At 62.6% G+C, this 24,928-nt stretch carries 25 protein-coding genes, 1 tRNA gene and 1 pseudogene; 18 read left to right on the top strand and 9 right to left on the bottom strand.

Annotated features, from left to right (window positions below):
* Positions 1–12: 12 nt before the first annotated feature.
* Positions 13–1,728 carry an LGFP repeat-containing protein gene (locus tag KPL76_RS12890; protein WP_253202039.1) on the top strand — a complete coding sequence of 572 codons (1,716 nt, stop codon included), beginning with the start codon at positions 13–15 and terminating at the stop codon, positions 1,726–1,728.
* Positions 1,729–1,776: 48 nt separating this feature from the next.
* On the opposite strand, the gene KPL76_RS12885 is transcribed toward KPL76_RS12890, so the two are convergent.
* The 4 genes from KPL76_RS12885 to KPL76_RS12870 all read right to left on the bottom strand — a co-directional run bounded on the left by KPL76_RS12885 (position 1,777) and on the right by KPL76_RS12870 (position 3,680).
* On the bottom strand, positions 1,777–1,974 hold the full coding sequence (locus KPL76_RS12885) for a hypothetical protein (RefSeq protein ID WP_216333893.1): 198 nt from the start codon (positions 1,972–1,974) through the stop codon (positions 1,777–1,779).
* Positions 1,975–2,054: 80 nt separating this feature from the next.
* A complete protein-coding gene (locus KPL76_RS12880; RefSeq protein ID WP_216333892.1) occupies positions 2,055–2,570 on the bottom strand; it encodes a hypothetical protein in 516 nt (171 codons plus the stop codon).
* A 295-nt stretch (positions 2,571–2,865) separates the two neighbouring features.
* Positions 2,866–3,189 (bottom strand): DUF4190 domain-containing protein, encoded by a 324-nt coding sequence (locus tag KPL76_RS12875; RefSeq protein WP_216333891.1) that lies wholly within the window; start codon positions 3,187–3,189, stop codon positions 2,866–2,868.
* Entirely contained in the window at positions 3,186–3,680 is a 495-nt protein-coding gene (locus tag KPL76_RS12870; protein WP_216333890.1) for a DUF2510 domain-containing protein, read from the bottom strand. Before KPL76_RS12870 ends, KPL76_RS12875 begins: the two co-directional genes overlap by 4 nt.
* A 163-nt stretch (positions 3,681–3,843) precedes the next feature.
* Between KPL76_RS12870 and KPL76_RS12865 the strand changes: the two genes are divergently transcribed.
* Positions 3,844–4,512: an endonuclease/exonuclease/phosphatase family protein gene (locus tag KPL76_RS12865; protein WP_216333889.1), complete on the top strand. Its 669-nt coding sequence runs from the start codon at positions 3,844–3,846 to the stop codon at positions 4,510–4,512.
* A gap of 239 nt (positions 4,513–4,751) precedes the next feature.
* Here KPL76_RS12865 and KPL76_RS12860 read toward each other — a convergent pair whose 3' ends face one another.
* A complete protein-coding gene (locus tag KPL76_RS12860) occupies positions 4,752–5,600 on the bottom strand; it encodes an MIP/aquaporin family protein (protein ID WP_216333888.1) in 849 nt (282 codons plus the stop codon).
* 236 nt (positions 5,601–5,836) lie between these two features.
* Here KPL76_RS12860 and KPL76_RS12855 point away from each other — a divergent pair, with 236 nt between their 5' ends.
* The 4 genes from KPL76_RS12855 to KPL76_RS12840 all read left to right on the top strand — a co-directional run bounded on the left by KPL76_RS12855 (position 5,837) and on the right by KPL76_RS12840 (position 9,439).
* Entirely contained in the window at positions 5,837–7,504 is a 1,668-nt protein-coding gene (locus tag KPL76_RS12855) for an alkaline phosphatase family protein (RefSeq protein WP_216333887.1), read from the top strand.
* A gap of 248 nt (positions 7,505–7,752) precedes the next feature.
* Positions 7,753–8,283 (top strand): DUF2127 domain-containing protein, encoded by a 531-nt coding sequence (locus KPL76_RS12850; RefSeq protein WP_216333886.1) that lies wholly within the window; start codon positions 7,753–7,755, stop codon positions 8,281–8,283.
* A gap of 80 nt (positions 8,284–8,363) precedes the next feature.
* On the top strand, positions 8,364–8,906 hold the full coding sequence (locus KPL76_RS12845) for a DUF1003 domain-containing protein (RefSeq protein WP_216333885.1): 543 nt from the start codon (positions 8,364–8,366) through the stop codon (positions 8,904–8,906).
* 14 nt (positions 8,907–8,920) lie between these two features.
* Entirely contained in the window at positions 8,921–9,439 is a 519-nt protein-coding gene (locus KPL76_RS12840) for a hypothetical protein (RefSeq protein ID WP_216333884.1), read from the top strand.
* 41 nt (positions 9,440–9,480) lie between these two features.
* On the opposite strand, the gene KPL76_RS12835 is transcribed toward KPL76_RS12840, so the two are convergent.
* A complete protein-coding gene (locus tag KPL76_RS12835) occupies positions 9,481–9,708 on the bottom strand; it encodes an RNA-binding S4 domain-containing protein (protein ID WP_216333883.1) in 228 nt (75 codons plus the stop codon).
* 585 nt (positions 9,709–10,293) lie between these two features.
* Here KPL76_RS12835 and KPL76_RS12830 point away from each other — a divergent pair.
* A complete protein-coding gene (locus tag KPL76_RS12830) occupies positions 10,294–10,608 on the top strand; it encodes a hypothetical protein (protein WP_216333882.1) in 315 nt (104 codons plus the stop codon).
* Positions 10,609–10,701: 93 nt separating this feature from the next.
* On the opposite strand, the gene KPL76_RS12825 is transcribed toward KPL76_RS12830, so the two are convergent.
* A complete protein-coding gene (locus tag KPL76_RS12825; protein WP_216333881.1) occupies positions 10,702–11,223 on the bottom strand; it encodes a hypothetical protein in 522 nt (173 codons plus the stop codon).
* A 79-nt stretch (positions 11,224–11,302) separates the two neighbouring features.
* On the opposite strand from KPL76_RS12825, the gene KPL76_RS12820 reads away from it, so the two are divergent.
* From KPL76_RS12820 to KPL76_RS12810, 3 genes and pseudogenes are all read left to right on the top strand, one after another.
* The gene (locus KPL76_RS12820) at positions 11,303–11,641 is read left to right on the top strand and encodes a hypothetical protein (RefSeq protein ID WP_216333880.1); all 339 of its coding nucleotides are present in this window, start codon (positions 11,303–11,305) and stop codon (positions 11,639–11,641) included.
* A 133-nt stretch (positions 11,642–11,774) separates the two neighbouring features.
* Positions 11,775–12,377: a hypothetical protein gene (locus KPL76_RS12815; RefSeq protein WP_216333879.1), complete on the top strand. Its 603-nt coding sequence runs from the start codon at positions 11,775–11,777 to the stop codon at positions 12,375–12,377.
* A gap of 275 nt (positions 12,378–12,652) precedes the next feature.
* A pseudogene (locus KPL76_RS12810) lies at positions 12,653–12,874 on the top strand (site-specific integrase); the annotation flags it as partial.
* 36 nt (positions 12,875–12,910) lie between these two features.
* On the opposite strand, the gene KPL76_RS12805 reads toward KPL76_RS12810, so the two are convergent.
* Positions 12,911–12,982: transfer RNA gene (locus tag KPL76_RS12805), tRNA-Arg, on the bottom strand.
* 64 nt (positions 12,983–13,046) lie between these two features.
* Here KPL76_RS12805 and KPL76_RS12800 point away from each other — a divergent pair.
* The 3 genes from KPL76_RS12800 (at position 13,047) to KPL76_RS12790 (ending at position 16,556) form a co-directional block, all read left to right on the top strand.
* Positions 13,047–13,841 carry a transglutaminase family protein gene (locus KPL76_RS12800; RefSeq protein WP_216333878.1) on the top strand — a complete coding sequence of 265 codons (795 nt, stop codon included), beginning with the start codon at positions 13,047–13,049 and terminating at the stop codon, positions 13,839–13,841.
* Positions 13,842–13,954: 113 nt separating this feature from the next.
* The gene (argS, locus tag KPL76_RS12795) at positions 13,955–15,682 is read left to right on the top strand and encodes an arginine--tRNA ligase (protein WP_253202038.1); all 1,728 of its coding nucleotides are present in this window, start codon (positions 13,955–13,957) and stop codon (positions 15,680–15,682) included.
* A 142-nt stretch (positions 15,683–15,824) separates the two neighbouring features.
* A complete protein-coding gene (locus tag KPL76_RS12790) occupies positions 15,825–16,556 on the top strand; it encodes a DUF2993 domain-containing protein (protein WP_216333876.1) in 732 nt (243 codons plus the stop codon).
* 132 nt (positions 16,557–16,688) lie between these two features.
* On the opposite strand, the gene KPL76_RS12785 is transcribed toward KPL76_RS12790, so the two are convergent.
* Positions 16,689–17,027: a hypothetical protein gene (locus KPL76_RS12785; RefSeq protein ID WP_216333875.1), complete on the bottom strand. Its 339-nt coding sequence runs from the start codon at positions 17,025–17,027 to the stop codon at positions 16,689–16,691.
* Positions 17,028–17,225: 198 nt separating this feature from the next.
* Here KPL76_RS12785 and KPL76_RS12780 point away from each other — a divergent pair, with 198 nt between their 5' ends.
* From KPL76_RS12780 to rho, 5 genes are all read left to right on the top strand, one after another.
* Positions 17,226–18,746 carry a diaminopimelate decarboxylase gene (locus tag KPL76_RS12780; RefSeq protein ID WP_216333874.1) on the top strand — a complete coding sequence of 507 codons (1,521 nt, stop codon included), beginning with the start codon at positions 17,226–17,228 and terminating at the stop codon, positions 18,744–18,746.
* Positions 18,743–20,104, top strand: a complete 1,362-nt coding sequence (locus KPL76_RS12775; RefSeq protein ID WP_216333873.1) for a homoserine dehydrogenase — start codon at positions 18,743–18,745, stop codon at positions 20,102–20,104. The genes KPL76_RS12780 and KPL76_RS12775 overlap by 4 nt, the downstream gene beginning before the upstream one ends.
* Positions 20,105–20,124: 20 nt before the next feature.
* The gene (thrC, locus tag KPL76_RS12770; protein ID WP_216336475.1) at positions 20,125–21,210 is read left to right on the top strand and encodes a threonine synthase; all 1,086 of its coding nucleotides are present in this window, start codon (positions 20,125–20,127) and stop codon (positions 21,208–21,210) included.
* On the top strand, positions 21,207–22,172 hold the full coding sequence (thrB, locus tag KPL76_RS12765) for a homoserine kinase (protein WP_216333872.1): 966 nt from the start codon (positions 21,207–21,209) through the stop codon (positions 22,170–22,172). The genes thrC and thrB overlap by 4 nt, the downstream gene beginning before the upstream one ends.
* Positions 22,173–22,334: 162 nt before the next feature.
* Positions 22,335–24,926, top strand: coding sequence for a transcription termination factor Rho (gene rho, locus KPL76_RS12760; protein WP_216333871.1), 2,592 nt, complete (start codon positions 22,335–22,337; stop codon positions 24,924–24,926).
* Positions 24,927–24,928: the final 2 nt, after the last annotated feature.

Raw genomic sequence — 24,928 nt, 5'->3', positions numbered from 1 at the left:
GATCAGCGGTCAGTGGCAGACGGCGCTGGTTCCCTTGTGCGCCTCCGCGGACTGGATCCGACTGGCAACCCGACCGAGGAGTTCGCTCTGTGTGCCACGTCGGATGGTCGCGCTTCTGAGATTGACGGCGATATCTGGCAGCGCTGGTCGGACTCCGGAGCGGAGTCGAGCCCGGTAGGGTTGCCGGTCGACACAGCGGGCACGACCATCGACGGCCTTGGCTGGCGCCAGGAATTCCAGCATGGCTGGATGTCCTGGCATCCTGTAGTCGGGGTCGCGATGTTGCATGGGGAGATCGCAGACCGTTGGGCAGAACTTGGCTTCGACCGATATGGCTACCCGGTAGCTGATCAGGCAGTACTGCCAGACGGGCGTGGCCAGCGCGCTGAGCTTGTGACACTGCAGGCCGACGGCGTCAGCGCAGCCGGCCCACTGCTGTACTCGACACCAGAGTTCGGCGCCTGGGAGGTCACCGGTGACATCCAGACTGAATGGACGCGGCGTGGTCGCGAGACAGGTGAATTCGGTTACCCAGTGGGCCCGCCGAATGATCGAGCTGACAAACCTGGTGTCGAGCAATTGTTTGAGAATGGCAAGATCGTCTGGCCGCCGGATCCGCCTGGCACCCCGGCACCCGTGGTCGCTACCGGGTCCATTCGATCTGGCGGGGCAGCCGCGTTGGGCGGGCGGGTCACGGTGCAGGTCAACCCGGATGGTTGTGTGCAGTGGTCAGGTCACGCGCACAACAGCGGTGCCGACAACTACGACTACGCCGTGCGCGCACTCCTCCGCTCACCGAATGCTGAGGCCCCCACGATCGTGGTGGGGCACTCGGGCAGCGTCTACGGCACCTTCCACTCGGGTTCACGTAACGATGACTGGAGTGAGATCATCCCTTCATTGGACCCGGATGGGTCAGCTTTACTAGAACTACTGCGCGGGTCAAAGCTGGAGACCGCGACCGAATACGAGAGTGGGATCGCTGGAGTACTGGAAACCATCGCCGGGTGGGCGATCAAGGCGGCGGTCGCCTACACGGCGGGAGCCGGCACGATCGTTCTGGTGTTTGTCGGAGTCGAGGCCGGCAGCCTGGCGGCAACCGGATCGCTGCTGCCTGGTGCGCAGATCATCAACGACATGTACTGGATGGCCGGACCCCTGGGCACCCTGGTCTCGCTCGGCGCGCAGGGGCTCATTGCGGCTGGTAGCCAGGAAACCGAGGTGACGCAAGAGCAATACGACTGGGCTAATGACACTGTGTTCAAGGGGGCTTTGCCGCCGCGCGAGTTGTTGAGGGTCACCGACTGGTCGGGAGTGGATGATCGCGCATTCACGTTCCCCCGGTTCGACGGCAAGATCACCCTCAACATGGGGCGCTCCGGCTACCCCGATCCGCGCGACTACCACACGTCCCGTCCGAAGCCGAAAACGTACGGCGAGACGTTCGTGCACGAACTCGTGCACGCCTGCCAGGCGCACCACGACAAGATGGGTCTTTCGTACCTCGGAAAGGGCATCTCCGCATGCGTCGAGGGAAAGGCGTCGTACAACTACCCAGAAACCGCCGACTTTGACTACACCACGATGGGATTGGAAGCACAGGCATCGATTGTCAGCGATTGGTACGCAAAGCACTATTCCTCCGACCGCCACGGGCCGTGGCCGGACGGTTTCGACGATCCATTCGACCGGTACATCACAGACAACCTTCGGATGGGCTTGTTCTAACGGCCTTCGGGAGGCGCCTGATGGTGATTGTTGAGGCAGACGACCCCATCAATCGGTGTTGCTATCGCGGCTCAACACGGTTATCGATTCGGGCTCGATGTAGAAGCGGACCTCGCCGGTCGTAATGTCAACGGAGGCCTTGACAGGTACCCGGTGGTTCGCGTTGATGCGTTTGCCCGCTGAAAGTTCAACCTCATACACACCTGAGGCGAACACATTCAAATTATCGATATGCGTCTTGTCCATGCACGAAATTTTCTCACGCAAATGCTCAACCGAGTGAAATGTCTACATATCCGGTATCGGCTGGCGGGTGTTTGTAGTTGTCAGGCAGAGACAAATCTCTCGAGCAAAGTGGCAATCACGCCCAAGCCGGCTACCACAAACGATGCGTTCTGCCAGGTCGACCAGCGATTTGACTTTTTGGGGAACCTGAACGGCCCGCCAGCGCCGGCCGACAGGTCGTACCCGGAGGCGATGCGATGGTGGAGTGTCTCTTTATCGAGGAACGGCTCACCTGCTGCGCGAATAGTGCGTCCGGTTCCCGAGGCCAACTGCTCAACGTCTTGGTTTTGCCGCGGGAGCGTCGTGTACCCGAATCCGACCTCGCTCGTGACGCGGTACGAGAAGATGACGCGAAGAGTATGGAATGCCATCGTGAACGCAATGAAACCACCGAGATATACGGACAGGATCAGGAGGCCAACGGGGCGGCGATCTTGAACGTTGAGGGCGAAGCCCAGGAACATCACGCCGGCGAATATCCAGGCATCGAGAGCAACTATTCTCATGGCCTGGCCGAGTTGTTCGGCAGTGGGCCCGGGAATCAGGCGACGCGCCACTACCCCGTCCCCGTACCCTGACGGAAGAGCTCGAGAGCCGCGATCAAGACTCCCGAGCTCAAAGCCCCGAGACCCGCGCCCAGGAGACGGGCGGAGGGAATCCGAGCAGTGTACGCATCGTCATCCTGGTCTGCCGCTTTCTCGTGCGCGGTCGCGCGTCGAATTCTGATGGCTCTCACGATCAGCAGCACCGTGCCGCCGAGACTCCCGAGTACGCCCCATATCAGGAGCAGGAAATTCGTCAGGTTCATCAGTTGCCGGTCGTCGTCACGAAACTATCCACGTCAGTGGTTCTCTACCGTCGACCAGCGAGCACGCTGAGGGTGAGAACAATCACAACCATGCCGAGGACACAGTAGGAGAGCGTCACGGCAGCGAGTGCTCGGCCTCGGCCGAGCTGCGGAGTTCGCTTGATCTGCGAAAGCGCGATGTGCCCCAGAATCAGGCCCGGTATGACACCGCCTACAAAAAATCCGACAAGAGCTAGGGTCGCAAAGAGATTCGTCTGCGGAGTTGGTGCAAGCTGCGGTGGAGGCAAGTATCGCGGGTCAATCGTGGACGCCGACGGGGGAAGCATCGACGGGGAACGCCCGTCTTCTGGCTCGATTTCGAGGCTCATGCGTGCATCAAAGCCACCAGTGCAGAGGCAACCAAAAATCCAGACACGAGCAATGTCACGCCCCCGCCGCATATTGCGCGGATACACGCCCCGAGACCACCAAGTCGCGCCGAGCGGGCGGCCCCGATCGAGCCGTGGATGACTGCTGTGCAGCCGAGCCCGAACGACAGGACCAGAAATCCGAGCATCCCAACACGGGCAGTGTGGCTCAGCTGATTGCCGAAGACCGCGACGACAAGGAAGAACACAAAGAATGATAAGCCGCTGGTTGTGGAGGCCACCAATGCAATCCTCGCTGGGCGATTCAATCCCGGGCGCATCGAGCGCGCGTAGCCAGAGCCGTACATCGACTTTCGCGGGGCCTTGTGAAACCGGTCTGTCCAGAGGAATCCGTCCCACCAACGATCTTGGCCGGTTCCCTCGGGGTCTTCATACCAGCCCGGCTTCACCTGCGGTGCGCTCGAGTCGACCGACTGGGAGGGTATCGTCATGGCACGAGTATGGCATCGCTTCGCGTTGAAACAGCGCAGCCATGTCTGCCTGTCAGGCGGCTTGCGGGCTTCGAAGGTTGCCGTGTCGTACGCTCGGAAGACCCCGACGAGTGCGCGGGGGTCTACGTGTGCCACCAGGGCCAGGATGGGTAGGAGATCCGCTGTGCTGAAAGTGCTCAGCTACAACTTGTGGCACGGTCGAGCCCAACGCGAACTGGAATTGCTCGCCACGACGTACTCTCCCGACGTGCTCTGCGTTCAGGAAGCCTATTCAACGAGCCTGCCGGAACGGCTCGGTGACCTGACACTGGCATCCGGTACGACCGGCAACCGTCTGGCTGTCGCGCTTTACGTACGCTCCGAACGCTTCACTGTTGAGGCGGCAGCGAAGGTGAAGCTGTCCATCTCACGGCATGACCGACTAGTCGGCGGAACCGATCACCGACTGGTCACAGCGCGTGTGCATGATTCGCAGACCGGGCGGCGCTTGGTCTTGGGGTCATTCCATGGCACGCCCTTCACAGACTCCAACGCGTTCCGACGCCTTCAGGTCGACGACGCCCATGAAGCTCTACGACGGCTGGGGCCCGGCCTGCCCACGGTGATGGCCGGCGACTTCAACCATCCCATCCTGCTCAGCATGCTCCATCGCCACCTCAAACGCCGCGGCTTCACGGTCGCGCGCACGGCCACCAGCACATTCCACAAAAACCGGAGCCTCGTGCGAGGTAAGTTCGACCTCGCCACCTTCTCCGGGCTCGATGTCAGCCGCGCCGAGGTGCTGCCCCGAGGAGCATCAGACCACCGGCCGGTGCTCTTCACCTTCGAGTAGGCTCGCTGAGCCAGCGAAACAGTCGGGGGACGTCGACCGGGGCTAGGGCTGGGTTGCGATCATGGACACGCGGGTTGGTCGGATAGCGCTCGTGATAGTCGGCGCGATCGCTCTCAGCGCGGGCGCTGTGTTTGCGGGGCAGGGCGCAATTCTCATTCCGGGCAGGTCGATGACCGGTGACCGCATGTGGTTGTACATCGGGCTCATTGTCGCGGCGGTCGGTATTCCGAACCGGCAGGTCAGAGCTGGTCGGGGTTTGCGACTTCAGTTGCGAGTGCGCCTTGCGCAGCTCCTGAACCCGAGTGACCACCGCCGTGACCACGCAGGACAAACGCCACACCGACTGCGACGACCGCACCAGCGATCGGGCCGACCACGTAGACCCAGTAGTCACTGAAGTCGCCCGAGACGAGATCGGGGCCGAAGGTGCGTGCCGGATTCATGGAGGCACCCGAAATCGGGCTGCCCCAGAGTCCGGCAAGTGCGATGTACGCGCCGACACCGAATGCCCCGGCGATGCCGATGTTCTGTGCGCCCGATGCTGTGCCCAAGATCACGCAGACAAGCCCGAAGGTGAGCGCGAGTTCCATCAGGAACGCGTTGGCGCCGGAGTAGCCGTCGGCTGGGTAGTTCGATCCGTACGACGACGAGACATGCACCACGCCTTCCAGAAACCAGGCTGCGAGCGAAGCGCCGATGAGCTGCACGAGCACGTACCCGGGTACGCGTGCCCACGGAAAATCACCGCGCAACGCGAATGCAATACTCACGGCCGGGTTCAGATGTGCACCCGATACCTTTCCCATGAACAGGATGATCGCGAGCACCATCAGCGCTGGTGCGACAACCGCGTCGGTCCGGGTGATGGTGTTCGGGAACGCCTGGCTCATCATGCCCCCGCCGGCCGCTACCAGCACAAGAAAGAAAGTGCCGAGCAGCTCGGAGAACAGTCGACGCCATTCCTGCGAGGAGTCGTGAAAGTCTTCGACAGACTGCGCAAAACTCGCTGGCGCATGCCGCATACGGCCGTGCAGCACATCCGAGAGAGCTGCGCGAACAGGACCTTCGGGCACTCGAGTGTCAGCCATGACCACAAGATAGACCCTGCACTCCGTCAAAGGCGAGACCCTCTCTGCATCGATCCAGACATCGCCATTGAGACATTGGCGCGCGGCCGGCCGGTGACGGCTTTCGGGTCACCGGATTGCGTTCACTTCCCGTTCATCACACGTCCGTCTGATGTCACCCCCATGTGGGGGGTTTTTGCCGTTGATTCTCCTTAGGCTCGACGGCGGAACCATATCGACAACCGAAGGGTGGATCCATGTCATACACAGTTTCTCAACTGAAACGGACCTCGTTCGTGGCGCTCGGCGCCGCAGTGGCGCTCGGGGCGATCACCGCATCTGCGATTCCTGCGTCGGCCGATGAAGGCCATCGCCAAGACGCGGAGGCCAAGCATGTGCTGCTGATTTCCGTGGACGGGCTGCATCAGAAGGATCTGGATTGGTACGTGAAGAACCATCCGTCGTCGTCTCTGGCCGCCCTTGTGGACCACGGTACGAGCTACACGCACGCACAGACTCCCGTGCCTTCCGATTCGTTTCCCGGCATGGTCGGGCAGTTCACGGGAGGCAATCCCGGAACGACGGGAATCTATTACGACGACACGTACAACCGGGCACTCCTGCCGGCGGGCACGACCGACTGCAAGAACGCCACCCCCGGAACCGAGGTCGCACTGACCGAGGCCGCTGACCAAGACCCGCTTGCACTGGACGCCGGGCAAGGTCTAGGCGGCCTGCCGGCGAGCATTCTGAACATGACCGGCCACCCCGAGACGCTACTGAACCCGGCTTCTCTCCCGGTCGATCCGGCGACGTGCAAGCCCGTTTACCCACATCAATACCTCAAGGTGAACACCGTCTTCGAGGTCGCCAAGAGCGCGGGACTGACGACGGCTTGGTCAGACAAGCACCCCGCCTACGAAATCCTCAACGGCCCCTCCGGGAAAGGAGTGGATGACCTCTTCACTCCCGAGATCAACAGCACGGCACCCGCACCCTTCACTGGCGACTGGACGAAGGACAACGCCGCAACCCAGCAATACGACGGTTACAAGGTCCAAGCAGTCGTCAACGAAATCGGCGGGAAAGACCACTCCGGCACCCATGCGGCGGCGGTACCGGCAATTTTTGGCATGAACTTCCAGTCCGTCTCCACCGCCCAGAAACTGCCAACATCGGATGGACTCACCGGCGGCTATCTCGCCGGCGGCACCGTGCCCGGCCCCCTGCTGAGCAAGGCCCTGGACTACGTAGACGCATCCATCGGAAAGCTGGAGTCGGCCTTGTCGACGACCGGGCACACCAAGGACACGACGATCATCCTCTCGGCCAAGCACGGTCAATCTCCAATGGACCCGAACCAGCTCACCAGGGTTCCGGACAGCACGATAATCGATGGACTCAACGAAGCGTGGAAGGCCGCCCACCCGGGGTCTTCGGATCTCGTGGCGTTCTCCACCGATGACGACATCATGCAGCTCTGGCTCGCGGACCACTCCCAGGGTGCCGCGCAATTCGCCAAGGACTATCTCACATCACACTCGGCTGCCGGTAACGACATCAGCACTACGGCGAAGACCGTCGCCACCTCCGGGCTCAGCACGGTCTACGCAGGCAGCGAAGTAGCCACCTACTTCGGCACTAAAGCCAGCGACGCACGGTACCCCGACATTTTGGGCATCGCGCAGACCGGCATCGTATTTACCGGCGGAACATCCAAGATCGCCGAACACGGCGGCGCCTCCGCCGATGACCGGGACGTACCCCTCGTCATCTCCGGCGACACGCACGACAAAGCCCGAACCGTGAACAGCACCGTCGAAACCACACAAATCGCCCCGACAATCCTCAAAACCCTCGGCCTGAACCCGAACAAGCTCCAAGCAGTGCAAAGAGAAGGAACCAAAGCCCTCCCGCAACACTGAGCAGCGTGCCCCAACCGAGGGGCTTCCGCAGAACACCACTCGCGGAAGCCCCTCTCAACGTCGGCAAGATTCGGGACTCTTCCAGACTTGCCGACGTGCCGCTTTACGGTGGCAGAGATTCAACGTGACTCCGTCACCCAGGCTTCACTGCCAGTCGATGATTTAGTCGCTCCTTTCGGATTTTCGGCGACCCCGCTCGACAACGACGAACATGAGGCTTCCAAGGCCGAATCGCATAACGTAGCAGGATGACCGAAGAAACGAGCCCCCCAATCGGTGAGGTTGCAGTGGCTGGCCGTCGAGCGCGACTCCTCGAGCTGGTCTACCGCGTCGGCATCATCATCAAAGGCATCGACGGACTCATCGAACTCCTTGCCGGGCTCCTTCTCTGGCTGGCACCGGGCGTTCTCCGGGCCTCGCTCGCGCCCCTCATGCGCACGGACTCCGACGACGAAACCCTACGGTTGTTCATTGCCCAATACGCCGGCCGCCTCGACACAACCCTTGCCGCCGGCGCGAGCGCTTTCGTGATCGTGTTCCTGCTCACCCACGGGATCGTCAAACTCGTGCTCGTCTACTGCCTGCTAAAGGAGTACCGGTGGGTCTACCCCTACGCGCTGGCTGTGCTCGGGCTGTTCGCCGTCTATCAGATCTACACGGTCATCCAGAAACCAAGCTTCGGCCTGATCGTGCTCGCCCTGCTCGACATCGTCATCATCTGGCTCGTCTGGCGAGAATGGCGAACCCTCACGCGGGCCGCGCGCGTCAATCCCGTGTGATCAAATACTGGTGGTCCGGATGCCCGATCCCATTGTTCTGATCACACCGCGTTCTTGACGACCTATTTTTGGAGTGCACTATGACGACACCCAGCTCACGGCCAGCCCGCACCGCCACGACAGAGGGGTTCAGTCGGCCCGATCTCATTCCCCGCCGCCTTGTCGCGAACGCGACAACAACAAGACTGCACCCCGCAGTGCTGTCAGAAGCGGAACGACGTGCCGCGAGTGTGCAACTGCGGGTCGCCGACGCGATTACCGCATTCGCGGGATCGATGAAATTCGTCTACCTGCACATCGTCGTGTTCGCCGCGTGGATGCTCTTCTTCGAACCAAGCCCGTGGCCTACGCTGACCCTTATCGTTTCACTTGAAGCGATCTTCCTTTCCACGTTCGTGATGATCGGACAGAACCGGCAGGCATCATTCCAACAGGCCAAAGCCGACCGGGACTACAACTCATCAGAGAAACTTCTCGAAGAAAACACCGACCTCACCCGCCTTGTCCACGAACTCAGCAAGCAGATCCACGCCGCAGTGCTCGCCGAAATCGCAAACCCAACCCTCGAGACGAAACCAATCGCGACGACTGACTATCGCAGCCCCTCAGATCGGACCTCTTGATCGACTTTCATTGGGTGGGTCTCATTGTCGGTCTTTTTGTAGTGCTGGGCGCAATCTGGGGCATTTTGAATCGGGAGCAACTTGCGAACTGGAATGCCGACTCGTTGAGGGCATTCCGTCCGGGCGCCGGTGAGCAGGCAGCAAAGAATTCCACACCCCGTCGCATGCTTATCGTCAGCGTTGGCGGCCTCGTGTTGGGCGCGATTCTCTTCGGGACAAGTCTGATTGCACTCGTCGGCCCGCCAGCATTGATTCCCCGTCCCGACCGCAACCAACTGGGTGGGATGATCAACGTCGTCGTCGCGATCACCTTCGGCTGCGTGTTCATCCTGATCGGTGCGGGGCTGGTAATTCGCAACCGCATGGCGATGAACTACATCAACCGCCGCTTCAGCCAACTCGCCGAGCGCTACCAATCAGAAGGACTACCAAGCCCGTGGGAGCGCCACACTGTCCCACAGAAGAAGCACATCATCTTTCTTGGCGCGGTCTGCATAGTCATCGGGATAATCGTGATGAGCATTGTGAGCTAGCTCAATTCACGGTCCTCTCCGACGGGTAACTACACGAGAACTCAAGGACAGACGCGGAACCGTCGCCCGTCGAAATCGACAATATCGCCCAGCTGGAGCTGCCTTCCTCGGCGCCGATCGACCACATCGTTTACCATCACATGGCCATTCACGATGGCGTCTTTCACGTCCCCACCAGAGTCGAGAATTCCAGCAAACTTCAGAAACTGCCCAAGGCGGATGATCCCATCACCGATCGAGACGTCGTCGACCGGAGCGTGGTTCACCATCTAGAAAGGCTAGCCGACCAAGCCATCCGCAAGTCGGACCTTTCGCGGGACAAACTTTGCGCGATCGGATAGCCCCGGCTCCCGGCGACCGGGAGGGTGGTTCAGAGTTGGATGTCTCAGCGCGCGACAGGCGATAGCGTTCAACTGTGACTAGCGCGAACTGGACAATGCTCGTTCTGGGGATCGTGTTTCTGCTCGTTGGTGGTTTATTTCCTGCCCGAAGACTTCGGCGAGCTGCCCGCATTTCAAACACCGAGAGAGCAAGAGACACGTGGTTGGGCCGGTACCGCGCCTACGCTTACGACCCGTTTCGGCTGAAGGTCGCCCTAGGCTGGTTTGTCGTATTCGGCGTCGGCCTCATACTCTTCGGATTGTTCTACCGCACGGCCTGACCGACCAGTACAGCAACGGTCACCATAGCTGGGACCTTCAGCGGAATGAACCGAGACGTCTGCGATACTCTCAATCAGGGTTGCCAGGGCTAGGAGTCCGTCCATCATTTACCGACGTTTTGCACGGGCTTGGGCACCCATCGTTGGTGAGGTCTTCGTGTCCCGAGTGTTCCGAGCACACTTGCCACTGATCTTGTTTGCCATCACCATCCTGATCTCGTGGGGAGTCACCCTCGTCAAGGATGCTTTCGCGAGCCCGAATCCTGTGATTTTCGGATCCGTAAACATCACGCTGTTTCTAGCGCAGTTCGTCGAGCTCATCGTCTGGGTTCTTCTTCTCGCCTCTCTCCGAAGAAACATTGCCAACAGATTGACCAGTGCTGGTATCAAGATCAGCTCAGAGCCGCGGATATTGTCTCCGTCTCGGTTCCTGCGCTGGTGCCTCGACCAGGGATTCTCTCGTGAACAAGCGGTCGCGGCCCTCAGCGTTACCACGACGCGACCCTGAGTATTAGCTACGCACTGTACGAGTCTCGAATCGCAATCGCGGGACGCCCACTGGGACAGAAGCTGCTCCCACCGAGGCAGCTGGTACGTGGGACTAGTTCATCTCGAATGTCAGAGTGCCTAGCTCTTTCATCGAGAACTCAAGAACTTCTGGAATAGTTGAGCCGTGAAGGGTCACAAGATGCGGTCCGAGATCTGCCACACCCGCGAATCCAACCGTCGACGTATGTACCCACAGAGCGAACTTGGTGCCATCGACAAGGATTGGAACTACCGACCAAACCGAAGCGTCAAATACTTTGTCGCCTAGTTCTTGTGCGTCATCATCCATCCTACGAAGACGCAATATTTCCTCATCGCGAGTGGATCCAGGGCTCGTCGCACTCAGCAGGAGCTCCTTCACTGCCAGGTAGGCGAACGCTCGCACGTCATCGACGAAGCAGTACACGCCGCCGTCGGCGTTTATACGTTTTCCCGAACGCTCGATCGTGCGAACGGTGTACCGTCCGTGACTGTCGATTCGAACCGAGTGATCCGACCCATCGTCGGACTCCGCGACCAGACGCAATAGCTCTGGGGTTGGAGACGGGATGAGGACAACAGCGGTGGAGACCATGGTTCTAGTCTCCTGCTCGACGCTTGACCCGACAACCGGACGCATTTTGTCGCGCCCAGCGCAATGAGACGACGTCGTCATGACGACGGCTGCCGAAATGGCAATCACCCTTTTCAGAATCGCAGAGGTGCCTCTGGATCCGGGGCTCTCAGAGGAACAGCTCGGAGCGTTTGAGGCGGAGTACGGTTTCGTGTTCGACATGGACCATCGTGAACTCCTCATGCTCGCTGTGCTGACCGGTCAGGGTTGGTTCGATTGGCGTCGTAGTTCCCGGGAGCAGACCCAGGCTCGACATCGACGAAGCGATACCACTCTGAACCGCATCGGCCTATCGAATTCTGGTCACCGTTGGCTGAGCTGGACCCGCGATTTCGCTTCGTGCGTGCACGCACCAGAGCAGCATCAGGAGTGGTTCTGAGATGCCAACCGTACGTCGGACCTTGTGCCATGGGGATTAGATTGTACTGGTTAGGCAGCTACGATGTCAGAAAGCCCACACGACCCCATAGCATACCGCGAAGCATGGTAGTTCTGAGCAGAGAAGGTTGGCAATGAGCGACGAGATTGGCAGTGCCGACAGCGAAACTGGTCCGAGTCTCCAACGTCGTCAGCTGCTGAAGGCGGGGGCATGGGCGGTACCAGTGATCGCCGTCGCGGCGGCATCGCCTGCGGCCAGAGCTTCTAACAACGGCATCGTGCTCGTATTCAATCATTTGGCGGCCTGGTATCTCTGGACGGGAGGTGACAAAACCGGAATGGGAATGTCCACTTCAGTTCAGGCCACCGGATCTGGCACATCGACCGGAGACGTCACCGTGACGATCACGACTGATAGTGCAGGGCTGTTGCCCGTCGCCCCAATTTTCGAGTCGCCGTCCACGGGGTGGAGCAACGTGTCGCAGGGCATCAACGGAACGAAGATCGCTTTCACTTTTCTGTGGCCAGGCCCGCTTCCCCTATATGCAAGCACAATAGAACTGAGATTCGCTCTGACCGGAGACGGCACGAAACTGAACGAGACTCCGAAAAAGGAGGTGCTCGCGCTCGCGCAGTCTGCGGGCGCTGTCGACGCGAACACGTCTACAACGGCAAATCTCCGGTTCAACTTCGAAGGCAAGGACGATGCGGAGCCCATCTACCTCCCAGGTACGTAGGTCAGCCGAATAGGCAATAGGCCCGGCAGCGGCCGTTGAATGTTTGGAATGAGCCAAATGCCGGAGGACCATACCAACGCGACCCGTGATCAGCATTCCGCGGGATCTGATCGCTCCGGTGCCAGCATGTCCGGATGGCTCACGTTTCGCGAAACACAGGGGGTGAGCAATTCGCCGCGTTCATGACGCTCGCCTTCATCGGACATCAAGAGTTCCACTCTGCCGTCAATGTCATCGTCCCCTCGATCGACCGGATCACCGACGACTCCTGGGCTACGGCTGCAAGCCTGGCGATCAGTGCTGGGGCCAACGTGAAAGCCGTTCAGCGCATGCTCGGTCATGCTTCTGCCGCGGTCACGCTTGACGTGTACTCGGATCTGTTCGATTCCGATCTCGACAGCGTTTCATTTGCGCTTGATCAGGCCATATTCAAATCGAATGTTGCCAGAACGTTGCCAGATGGTGAACCTGTGGGCAAGTTCGCTGAAGCCGCTTAGCTCCGCATCCCAGCGTTTATGCGGGTTGTAGCGGTGTGGCCCCACGCAGATTCGAACTGCGGCCCCTGCCTCCGGAGGGCAGTGCTCTATCCCCTGAGCTATGGGGCCAGGAGTGCGGTGTCTAGGCTATCACCGAGAATTAGGCCGTGCGATCCGTGGCAGGATCGAGAGTATGCAGAGAACGGTCAGTGCCCACATCGAATGTGTCATCGACGCCCCCGCAAACCTCGTCTTCTCGATAGCAGTCGCCGCAGGGTCGACCGTGGTCAGTGAGTCGGTCGAGTACCTCTACAACGGGCATCCACTGACCCAGATCGACGTGCTCGACGTGCACGGAACGCGGCTGCACGAATTCGATGCGCAGGCAGGCACACTGACCCTCAACTACCGGGCTGTCGTCGACGGTGATGCAGGCCCCATGCCGATTTCGAAGAACGATCTCATCACGTACCTTCGGCCGAGTCGATACTGCGAATCAGACATTCTGCTGCCCACCGCGCTCTCAGAGTTCAGCGGTCTGAAGGGCCGGCTTCTGCTCGACAGCGTGAGTTCGTGGGTGGGCGACAAACTGAGTTACGTGCCGGGTTCGAGCCTGCCGACCGATGGCGCCGTGCGTACGCTGCTCTCACGCCAGGGGGTGTGCCGCGACTACGCGCACCTCGTGGTTGCCCTGCTGCGCGCGCTCGATGTGCCTGCGCGGCTGGTCTCGGTCTACGCACCGGGGCTCGACCCGATGGATTTCCACGCGGTGGCCGAGGCCTACATGGACGGCCAGTGGTATGTGGTCGACGCGACGGCGCTGGCACCGCGCCAGAGCCTGGTGCGCATTGCGACCGGCCGTGACGCTGCAGACACCGCCTTCCTCAGCAACCACGGGGGCTGGCTTGCCCTGACGGCGCTCGAGGTGACGGCGACCGCAGAGACGCTGCCCTTCGACGACACCCGTGAGCTCGTGCAGCTCCACTAACTTCTCCGCCATTCCGCTCCTCAGCGATCCACTTTCCCGTATGTGCGGGAATCCGCGCTGATCACAGCACATCCGGGAAAGTCGATCAGGCGCGTTCGGTAGAGTTGATGCCCGTGACTCCCGAAGACCTCTCCAGCGCTCTGTTCGACATCGTGACCGCGAACATCGAGCGACGCGCCATCGAGAAGCAGCGAGTGGATGCTGCGGCAGAGGCCACCGCCGAGAACGCCGAAGCCCCGCTCGCGTCGCTGCCCACCATCACTGTGGCCGACGTTCTCGTCGAACGCCCGCGTAACCGCGACCACGGCGACTGGACCACGAACATCGCCATGAAGCTCGCCAAGTCGCTCGGTACGAATCCGCGTGCGCTCGCAGCCGAACTCGCCCCCGCGATCGAGGCCATCGACGGCATCGCCAAGGTCGACATCGCGGGCCCCGGCTTCATCAACATCACCTTCGAGACGGCGGCCGCGGGCGAGATCGTGCGCACGATTCTCGAGCAGGGCGACAGCTACGGCCACACGAACGTGCTCGACGGCCTCAGCGTCAATATGGAGTTCGTTTCAGCCAACCCGACGGGCCCGCTGCACCTCGGGCACACCCGCTGGGCCGCTCTCGGTGACGCCATTGCCCGGGTGCTGAGCGCATCCGGTGCCGAGGTCACCACCGAGTACTACATTAATGACGCGGGCAACCAGATGGACAACTTCGGCGCCTCTGTGCTGGCCGCAGCGAAGGGCCAGCCGACGCCAGAGGGCGGTTACCCGGGGGAGTACATCCAAGAGCTGGCGGCGAAGGTGCTCGCCCAGGTTCCCGACCTCCTCGAGCTGCCCGATGCCGAGGCGATCGCCGTCGCACGCGACCTCGGCTACCTGCAGCAACTCGAAGAGATCAAGCAGTCGCTCGAGAATTTCAACGTTCACTTCGACGTCTTCTTCTCTGAGCGCACGCTGCACGAGACCGACCCCGCCACGGGCACGAGCCTCATCGAGCAGGCTGCCGTTCGCCTCGCCCAGCAGGGGCACGTCTACGAGAAAGACGATGCCGTCTGGGTGCGCACCACCGACTTCGGTGACGACAAAGACCGGGTGCTCACGCGCGGCAACGGCATCGTTACCTATTTCGCCGCCGATGCCGCCTACTACCTCAACAAGAAAGACCGCGGGTTCACCGAGAAGATCTACCTGCTCGGTGCCGACCACCACGGGTATGTCGGCCGGCTCAAGGCGCTTGCCGCCGCCGCCGGTGATGACCCCGACGTCAACATCAAGATCCTCATCGGCCAGCTGGTCAACCTCAACGGAGCGAAGCTCTCCAAACGCGCCGGCAACATCATCGAGCTCGACGACCTGCTCGGCTGGGTGGGTGCGGATGCCCTGCGGTACTCCCTGGCACGATTCCCTGCTGACTCACCGTTGTCGCTCGACGGCGAGAAGCTGCGCGAGCGCACCAATGACAACCCGGTGTTCTACGTGCAGTACGCCCACTCGCGCACCCGCTCGGTCGCCAAGAACGCCGCTGCCGCCGGGGTCGACCGCAGCGCTTTCGAGCCGTCTTTGCTCACACACGAGACCGAGACCGAGTTGCTCGGTTCACTTCAGGAGCTGCCCAGGATCGTGTCGCAGGCGGCCGAGCTTCGCGAACCGCACCGCGTGGCGCGGTATCTCGAAGAGGTTGCCGGCCACTATCACCGCTGGTACGCCTCGTGCCGCGTGCTGCCGCTCGGTGACGAACCGGTCACCGACCTGCACCGCACCCGCCTCTGGCTGAACGACGCCACCGGCCAGGTCATTCGCAACGGGCTGAGCCTGCTCGGAGTTTCTGCTCCCGACCGTATGTGAGTCGCCGAGCCGCTGAGTCGCTGAGCCGCTGAGTCACCCTGTCGCTGAGGCGGTGGAGCGGCTGCGCCTCGCACAGAAAACTTTCAGCGAGTATGCAGCATCTCCCCGTGAGCGAACAGCAGATCACGGCCAGAATGAAGAAATGAAGAGACGAAACAGGGTCATTGCCATCGTGGTGGCTGCATCCGTGATTCTCGGAGGAGTTGTCGTCGTGGCAGATTTCGGGCTGAAAGCCTTCGCCGAGGGCCAGATTCGCACCGCTATCGTCAAGAATCTCCCCTCGAACGTGACGGGTGACGTCTCGGTCCAGATCGGCGGAGGCTCGTTCCTCGCACAGTACGCCTCGGGGTCGTTCAGCGAGGTGACGCTCAACAGTGACAATCTCACGGTGAACGGGGTGCCGCTGAAGGCGCACGTGGTGGCCCACGACGTGTCGACCGACCAGACGAAACCGATTCCCCGGGCATCCGGCACCCTGACCCTCGACCAGGAGGCGGTCAACTCCTTCCTGAGCATTCCCGGGTCGAGTGAGATCGTGCTGGCCGACGGAACCGTCGGCTACCAGGGCTCATTCCAGCTTTTCGGCCTCACGCTCGGGTATGACGCAACGGCCACGGCACAGCCAGTGGGCGGCACGGTGCAGCTGACCCCCACCGGTGCCACGCTCTCGGCCGGTTCGGCCTCACTCGACGTCGGCGGCGCGTTGAAGACGATCGTCTCGAAGCCCATCTCGATCTGCGTGGCCCAGTACCTGCCGAAATCGATGCAGGTCACGGCGATCACTCCGTCGGTCGGCTCCGTCGCGGTCGACCTCTCGGCTACCGACCTGGTGTTGACAGAGGATGCCCTCAAGCAGACAGGCTCGTGCGACTGACGGGTCAGCGCTGACAGCAATTACTGGCGCCAAGCACTGCCGGCCAGCACTGACAGGTCTGCGCTGACAGCAAGCACTGATAGCAAGCACTGATAGCAAGCACTGACAGCGAGCCCTGCCGGCCAGCATCGATCATGGCTTGGGCTGGTCGGCCACCTTCACTGCGATGTCGTAGGCGCCGCCCTTGATGCCCGAGATGGTGACGGCCGCGTCGTAGTGCTGGTCGGGGGAGTCGGCGCCGACGACATCGCAATGCACGACAGCCGACTCGGTCAGGTCGATGTCTTTGCTCCCGCAATCGACCGTCGTGCTGAGCCCACTCTGTTTGTCGAGCGAGGTCTTGACGTTCTTGGCGAAGTCCGCCGACGACACCGCCGGGTTCGCTGAGAAGGAGCAGGCTGTGAGCCCGAGCCCCACGCTCGTTGCCAGCAGAGCGGTGAGAACGAGCCGATTCGAGTTGATGATGCGCATGAGAGACCTCCATAAGTGACAAATGCTTAGGCAAGCATAGAGGAATACTCAGTACCGTGTGGCCCCGAAGTCACTCGCGCTTGTGCCGATGTCGGGTAGGATTTTCGCTGTCGACGGCTTCAGGAACCAATCCGGGTTCGCTCGCCCCTCCATCCTGCGAATCCGCCCGCGGTCGCTCTCCCTCCAAAGGTCTACCCGATGTCTGCCAACCCGCTCGCACCGTCGTGGCTCGCTGTGCCAGACGACGCCAACGACATCGCCCGCGCGGTCTGGTCACAGAATTCGGGGCGCAATGGCGGGGGTGAACTGTGTATCGGGGGAGTGACGGCCTCATCCCTGGCCGAGCAGTTCGGTACTCCCCTCTACGTCGTCGACGAAGCCGACGCTCGATCACGGGCCCGCGGGCTGCGTGAGGCCTTCGAGCGGGAGTTCGCGCGCATCGGCACCGGCGTCACCGTCTACTACGCCGGCAAGGCGTTCCTCTGCTCCGCCGTCGGCGAATGGATGATCGCCGAGGGCCTGAGCATCGATGTCTGCAGCGCGGGCGAGTTCGCGGTCGCGCTGGCCGCCGGCGTCGACCCGGCCCACGTCGGCTACCACGGCAACAACAAGTCCCTCCCCGAGATCGACAGTGCCGTCGAGCACGGCGTGGGCGCGATCGTGATCGACAGTGAGATCGAGATCGAGCGCGTCGCTGCGGCAGCTGCCGCGCACGGTAGAACCCAGGCAGTGCGTCTCCGGGTGAACAGCGGAGTCCACGCGCACACCCACGATTTTCTGGCCACCGCCCACGAAGACCAGAAGTTCGGAGTCTCGCTCGGCGATGCGCCGAGGCTCGTGGCAACGATCCGGTCACACCCCGAACTGCGGTTCCTGGGGCTGCACTGCCACATCGGCTCTCAGATCTTCGGTTCGGGTGGTTTCTCCGAGTCAGCCGCACGGTTACTGGCCGTGCACGCCGAGCTCCTGGCCGGCGGAGAGATTCCGGAGCTCAACCTCGGCGGCGGATTCGGCATCGCCTACACGACCGCAGACGACCCTACTCCGGTCGCCGAACTCGCCGCCCAGATCGCTGACATCGTCGGGGCGGAATGCGAGCGGCTGCAGATAGAGGTGCCGCACCTCGCGTTCGAGCCCGGTCGCGTTATCATCGGCCCCTCGACAGCGACGCTGTACACGGTGGGTACGGTCAAACCGGTCGTCGTGACGGTCGGAACGGAGATCGATGACGTCGAGGGTGCGCTCGACACGGCTCCAGACGACGCGAGTCCGGCCACAGCCATCCGCACGTACGTGAGCGTCGACGGCGGCATGAGTGACAACGCCAGGCCCGCCCTCTACGGCGCGGACTACAGCGTTCGCCTCGCCAACAGGCGATCCGACGCCGATCCCGCCCTGGTGCGGGTCGCCGGCAAACACTGCGAGAGCGGCGACATCGTCGTCTACTCCGACTACCTTCCGGGCGATGTGACGCCCGGCGACCTGCTCGCGGTGCCCGCCACCGGTGCGTACTGTTGGTCGCTGTCGAGCAATTACAACTTCCTGGGCAGGCCCCCGGTCGTCGCCGTGGTCGACGGCTCGGCCCGGCTCATCATGCGCGGTGAGACCGTCGATGATCTTCTGGCACGCGACCCGGGAATCGCGCGGGGCACGCGCAAGGCGCAGACGGTCGCCGAGCATCCGCCAGTCTTTTCCCCCACCTCCGAGAAAGCATCATGATCGAATACCGCAACCTCAAGATCGCCCTGCTCGGAGCGGGCAGTGTCGGTTCACGCGTGGCGCAGCTGCTGCTCGAGCACGGCGACGAGCTCGCTTCCCGGGTCGGCGCCGGCCTCGAACTGGTCGGCATTGCCGTTCGCGACATCGACGCACAACGCGACGTGGAGCTGCCACAGGAGCTGTACACGACCGACGCGGAGTCTCTGATTCTCTCTGCCGACATCGTGATCGAGCTGATGGGCGGGATCGAACCCGCGCGCACGTACATCCTGCAGGCGCTGCACTCCGGGGCAGACGTCGTCACGGGCAACAAGGCGCTGCTCGCACTGCACGGCACCGAACTGTTCGAAGCCGCGGAGCAGGTGGGTGCGCAGCTGTACTACGAGGCTGCCGCCGGCGGGGCGATCCCGATCATCCGGCCGCTTCGCGACAGTCTTGCCGGAGACAGGGTCAAGAGGATCCTCGGAATCGTCAACGGTACGACCAACTTCATTCTCGACCGGATGGATGTCGAGGGAGACAGCCTGGAGTCGGCGCTCGCCATTGCGACCGAGCTCGGGTATGCAGAGTCTGACCCTACGGCTGACATCGAAGGTTACGATGCAGCCCAGAAGGCCGCGATCCTGGCACGCCTGGCATTTCACAGCGCCGTACCGGTCGAGGCCGTGCATCGAGAGGGGATCACGGGTGTGACTCCCGCTCTCGTAGAGCAGGCGCGCCGTTCGGGATACGTGGTCAAGCTGCTTGCCATCTGCGAGCGGGTTACTGACCCGCTGACGGGCGAAGAGGGGATCTCGGCGCGGGTTCACCCGGCGCTTGTCTCGCGCCTCCACCCCCTCGCTGCCGTGCACGGCGCGAAGAACGCGGTGTTCGTCGAAGCAGAGGCCGCCGGAGACCTGATGTTCTACGGTGCCGGAGCGGGCGGGTTGGAAACAGCATCCGCAGTGCTCGGAGACCTGGTTTCTGCTGCACGGCGCCACGTCGCCGGTGGCCCGGGTGTCGCCGAATCGCTGACAGCGCACCTGCCGTTCGTGCAGATCGGCAAGGTGCTGACGCGCTACCAGATCACGCTCGAAGTCGTCGATGAGCCGGGCGTTCTGGCTCGGATCGCGGGATTGTTCAGCGAACACGACGTGTCTGTCGAGGCCGTGCAGCAGTCCGTCGGTTCACGACGAGACGGCAGCGTCGAGGGCGCAGGCACGCTCGCCGTCGTACCGGGTGCCGGCCCGCTCACCGCTACCCTTGTCATTGTGACCCATGAGTCCACCGAGGCGGCGCTGTCTGCAACGGTCGACGACCTGGCCACCCATGCCGCTGTCACCAGCGTGCAGTCCGTTATGAGAGTTGAAGGAAACTAGTGTCTTCGAACAGTAACCGCATCCCGTCCCGTCAGTGGAGGGGCGTGTTGCACGAATACGCCGACCGCCTCAACATCAGCGAGGCGACGCCGATCATCACGCTCGGTGAGGGAGGCACGCCGCTCATTCCCGCCCCGGCACTCTCCGCGCGCACGGGTGCGAAGGTCTGGGTCAAGTTCGAGGGCATGAACCCCACCGGCTCCTTCAAAGATCGCGGAATGACGATGGCGATCTCGAAGGCCGTCGAGCACGGCGCGAAGGCCGTCATCTGCGCCTCGACCGGCAACACCTCTGCCTCGGCTGCGGCCTACGCAACACACGCGGGCATCAAGGCAGCGGTGCTCGTGCCCGAAGGCAAGATCGCCATGGGCAAGCTCAGCCAGGCCATTGCGCACGATGCCGAACTGCTCCAGGTACAGGGCAACTTCGACGACTGCCTCGACATCGCCCGCGAGCTCGCTGCGAACTACCCTGTTCACCTCGTGAACTCGGTGAACCCCGACCGCATCGAAGGCCAGAAGACGGCTGCGTTCGAGGTCGTCGAGGTATTGCAGGATGCGCCCGACTTCCACATCGTTCCCGTCGGCAACGCGGGCAACTACACCGCGTACTTCCGCGGGTACTCCGAAGAACTTGAACGCGGTGCCACCACGAAGCTCCCGCGCATGTTCGGGTTCCAGGCTGCCGGCAGCGCCCCCATCGTGGTCGGTCACGTCGTGAAGAACCCGGAGACCATCGCCAGCGCTATCCGCATCGGCAATCCGGCCTCCTGGAATCTGGCGATCAACGCGCGTGAGACGAGCGACGGGTACTTCGGCGCCATCTCCGACAAACACATCCTCGAAGCCCACCGCATCCTCTCGGCCGAGGTGGGCATCTTCGTCGAGCCGGCGTCGGCCATCAGCGTCGCCGGCCTGCTCGAGCGCGCTGAAGCCGGCATGATCCCCGCGGGCTCCACCGTCGTGCTGACGGTCACGGGCCACGGTCTGAAAGACCCCCAGTGGGCCCTCCGCGCGGCCGACGGCAGTGACATCAAGCCCACCATCGTTCCGGTGGACGTCCCCGAGATCGCCGGTGTGCTGGGTCTCTCCAAGGCCACCGCGTGACGGCCACGGCCGCATCGGGCTCGCAGACGACTGACCTTTCGGGCAGGTCTGTCACGGTGCGGGTTCCCGCGACGTCGGCAAACCTCGGCCCTGGTTTCGACACCCTCGGGCTGTCGCTTTCTCTCTACGACGAACTGACGGTCTCTGTGCGCGACGCGCCTGGTGCGACAGTGGATGTCCGGGGTGTCGGTGCAGGCGAAGTCCCCACCGACGAGTCGAACCTCGTCGTGAAGTCGATCGCCCACACCTTTGCGGCCTACGGGCAGCCGATGCCCGGTCTCGACCTCATCGCCCGCAACTCGATCCCGCACGGCAGAGGCATGGGATCATCCGGTGCAGCCATCGTGAGCGGAATCATGGCGGCGCAGGGTCTGCTCGAGGGTGTCGTGGAGATCGACGCGCTCGGACTCCTGGCCCTCGCGACAGAGCTCGAAGGGCATCCTGACAATGTCGCGCCGGCACTCTTCGGCGGACTGACGATCGCCTGGGTGACACCGGAAGGCCCCCAGTTCAAGAAGCTGATGGTGCACCGAGGCGTCTCGCCGTTGGTGCTCGTGCCCCAGGCCACCATGTCGACGGCGCTGGCGCGCAGCCTCCAGCCGGCCACTGTTCCGCACGAAGACGCCATCTTCAACGTCTCGCGCTCGACGCTGCTCATCGCAGCGCTGATCCAGAGCCCCGAACTGTTGTTCGCTGCGACCGAAGACAAGCTGCACCAGAGCTACCGTGCCGCTGCGATGCCCGAGACCGATCGACTGATCCGTCTACTGCGCGCGCAGGGATTCCCTGCCGTCGTCTCGGGTGCTGGCCCGAGCATTCTCGTGCTCTGCAGCGACCCGGGCCAGCGGCTCGCCGCTGCAGATCTGGTGTCCGCAGAGGCCGCGACACCCTGGGACTCACTCGTACTGGCAGTCGACTTCAAAGGTGCTACAGTGATATCGCATCCGGTCGACGCCGCATAGTTCTTGTGCTGCAGAACGTCCCGGTCGCACATCCTCCACATTACCGCTGACGCTTGTTGTGCCGTGAAGTGCCACGATCAGTAGCCTCCGCCCAACGCAAACAAGCGCGTACAGCTCTTCTGCCGCAACTCATAAGACGGCAGAGGAAGGAAAATCACCTTAGTGACTGACATCAACATCCACGCTTCAGGCGTGGAGTCCCGAACAGATCTTGCGACCCTCAAGGTCTCAGAACTACAGACGCTCGCCGCGGCCCTCGGAATCGCGGGTGCGTCGAAGCTTCGCAAGGGCGACCTCGTGGCCGCCATCACGAACGCCCAGCCGGGCAACGCCGACACCTCCGTCGCCGGTTCGCCGGAGTCGGCCGCCGTGGTCGAGGCAAGCGAATCGCCGGTCGCGGCAGAGCCGGTGCTGCCCGAGCCAGAGGCCATCGTGCCCGAGGCCGTCGCGCCTGAAGCTGTTGCAGCCGACGGGCCCATCTCCGACACTCTCGAGGCATCTGCTGCCGCCGAGTCGCCTGCCGCAACTGAAGCGCCCGTCGTTGCCGACGTAGCGCCCACCGAGCTGGGGGCACCCCGCCGCCGCGCTTCTCGTCGCGTCACCACGGCTGCGCCGACCAGCGCCCCTGCAGTGGAATCGAAGGCGCCTGCTGCTCCGATCGTGACTGAGAATGCCGAAACTTCCGAATCTGGCAATGCGCCTCAGTCAAGCAACGGCGCAAGCGCCGGCCGTGGCCGCCGTTCGGCTGTGCAGCACGTGAACGCCGCTGCATCCGAGCACGCACCGCTGGTTCCCTCTGACGCCGAAGCGAGCCCCGCGCTCGACACGAGCAGGCTCGACGCTGTGCTCGACGCGGCAATCGCTGCCCAGGACGGCGCTGCCGAAACCACCGACAACGCGGGTGCTGGCAATGCAGGTGCCCCGCGCAACGAACGCCAGGTGCGCACCCCCCGCCTCACCCGCGCCCAGCGTGCGGCCCAGGCCGCGCGTGACGCTGCCGCTGGCATCGACGGCGCTCCTGCCGTCGACCGGTCACGTACCGAGTCGATCCTTCCCGACCTCCCGATCGTCGGTGGTTCCGATGCCGACAACTCTGCAGAGGGTTCTCGTTTCGAGGCCGAGGGCGACGAAGCCCGCGAGACCGGCGAGGGCCGGCAGAACGGCCGTAACCGAAACCGTCGTGACCGCAATGCCGACCGGAATGCCGATCGCAACCAGGCCGCCAACGGTTCTGCGGGCGCAGACAGGGCCGCGAACGACCGCAACGGTACTGATCGCAACGGCACCGAGCGAAACGGCGCGGAGCGCTCGAACGCAGACCGCACCAACAGTGATCGTCTGAACAACAACCAGCGTGGCGCGAACAACCAGCGCAACCAGCGGGATCGTAACGACCGCCAGGACGACGCGAGCTTCGACGAGCAGCAGCTCGATGAGCTGAACGACCGCCAGGGCCAGGGCCAGCAGAACCCCAACGACCGCAGCGCACGCAACCGCTACCGCGATCGCAAGCGTCGCGGCCAGGGTGGTCTTGACGACCTCGAGCCCGAGATCAGCGAAGACGACGTTCTCATCCCCGTCGCCGGTATCCTCGACATCCTCGACAACTACGCCTTCGTTCGCACCAGCGGTTACCTGCCGGGCAACAGCGACGTGTATGTCTCGCTCGGGCAGGTCAAGAAGTACAACCTGCGCAAGGGTGACGCCGTCGTCGGTTCGATCCGCCAGCCACGCGAAGGCGACAGCAATGGTCGCCAGAAGTACAACGCCATCGTCAAGGTGGAGTCGATCAACGGTCTTCCGATCGAAGAGGCAGCCAACCGCGTCGAGTTCTCGAAGCTGACTCCGCTCTACCCGCAGGAACGACTGCGTCTCGAGACCGAGCCGGGCAAGCTGACGCAGCGCATCATCGACCTGGTCGCCCCCATCGGCAAGGGCCAGCGCGGACTCATCGTCGCGCCGCCCAAGGCAGGCAAGACGATCGTCATGCAGCAGATCGCCAACGCGATCTCGACCAACAACCCCGAGGTTCACCTCATGGTCGTTCTGGTCGACGAGCGCCCTGAAGAAGTCACCGACATGCAGCGCACGGTCAAGGGTGAGGTCATCGCCTCGACCTTCGACAGGCCCGCTGAAGATCACACGATCGTCGCCGAACTCGCCATCGAGCGAGCAAAGCGCCTGGTTGAGCTCGGTCACGACGTCGTCGTGCTACTTGACTCGATAACCCGCCTCGGTCGTGCCTACAACCTGGCTGCCCCGCCGTCGGGTCGCATTCTCTCCGGTGGCGTCGATGCCGCGGCCCTGTACCCACCCAAGCGGTTCTTCGGTGCAGCACGCAACATCGAGAACGGTGGCTCGCTCACCATCATCGCGTCGGCGCTCGTCGAGACCGGTTCGAAGATGGATGAAGTGATCTTCGAGGAGTTCAAGGGCACCGGCAACATGGAGCTCCGTCTCTCACGCCAGCTTGCTGACAAGCGCATCTTCCCTGCTGTCGATGTCAACGCATCCGGAACCCGCCGCGAGGAGCTCCTGATGGGCGTCGACGAGACGAAGATCACCTGGAAGCTCCGTCGTGCCCTCGCTGGTCTCGACCAGCAGCAGGCACTCGAAATCGTTCTGGGTCGTCTGAAAGACACCACGAGCAACGTCGAGTTCCTCATGCAGGTGCAGAAGTCGATGCCTGCCGCTCCGGCGACCAGCCACAGCAATGGGCACACCACCAATCACAACGGTCACAAAGAGGATTAGGT

This window comes from Subtercola sp. PAMC28395 (assembly GCF_018889995.1).
Lineage (GTDB): Bacteria > Actinomycetota > Actinomycetes > Actinomycetales > Microbacteriaceae > Subtercola.
The sequence above is the reverse complement of the archived record's forward strand: the minus strand, read 5'-3'. Positions and strand labels throughout refer to the sequence as shown.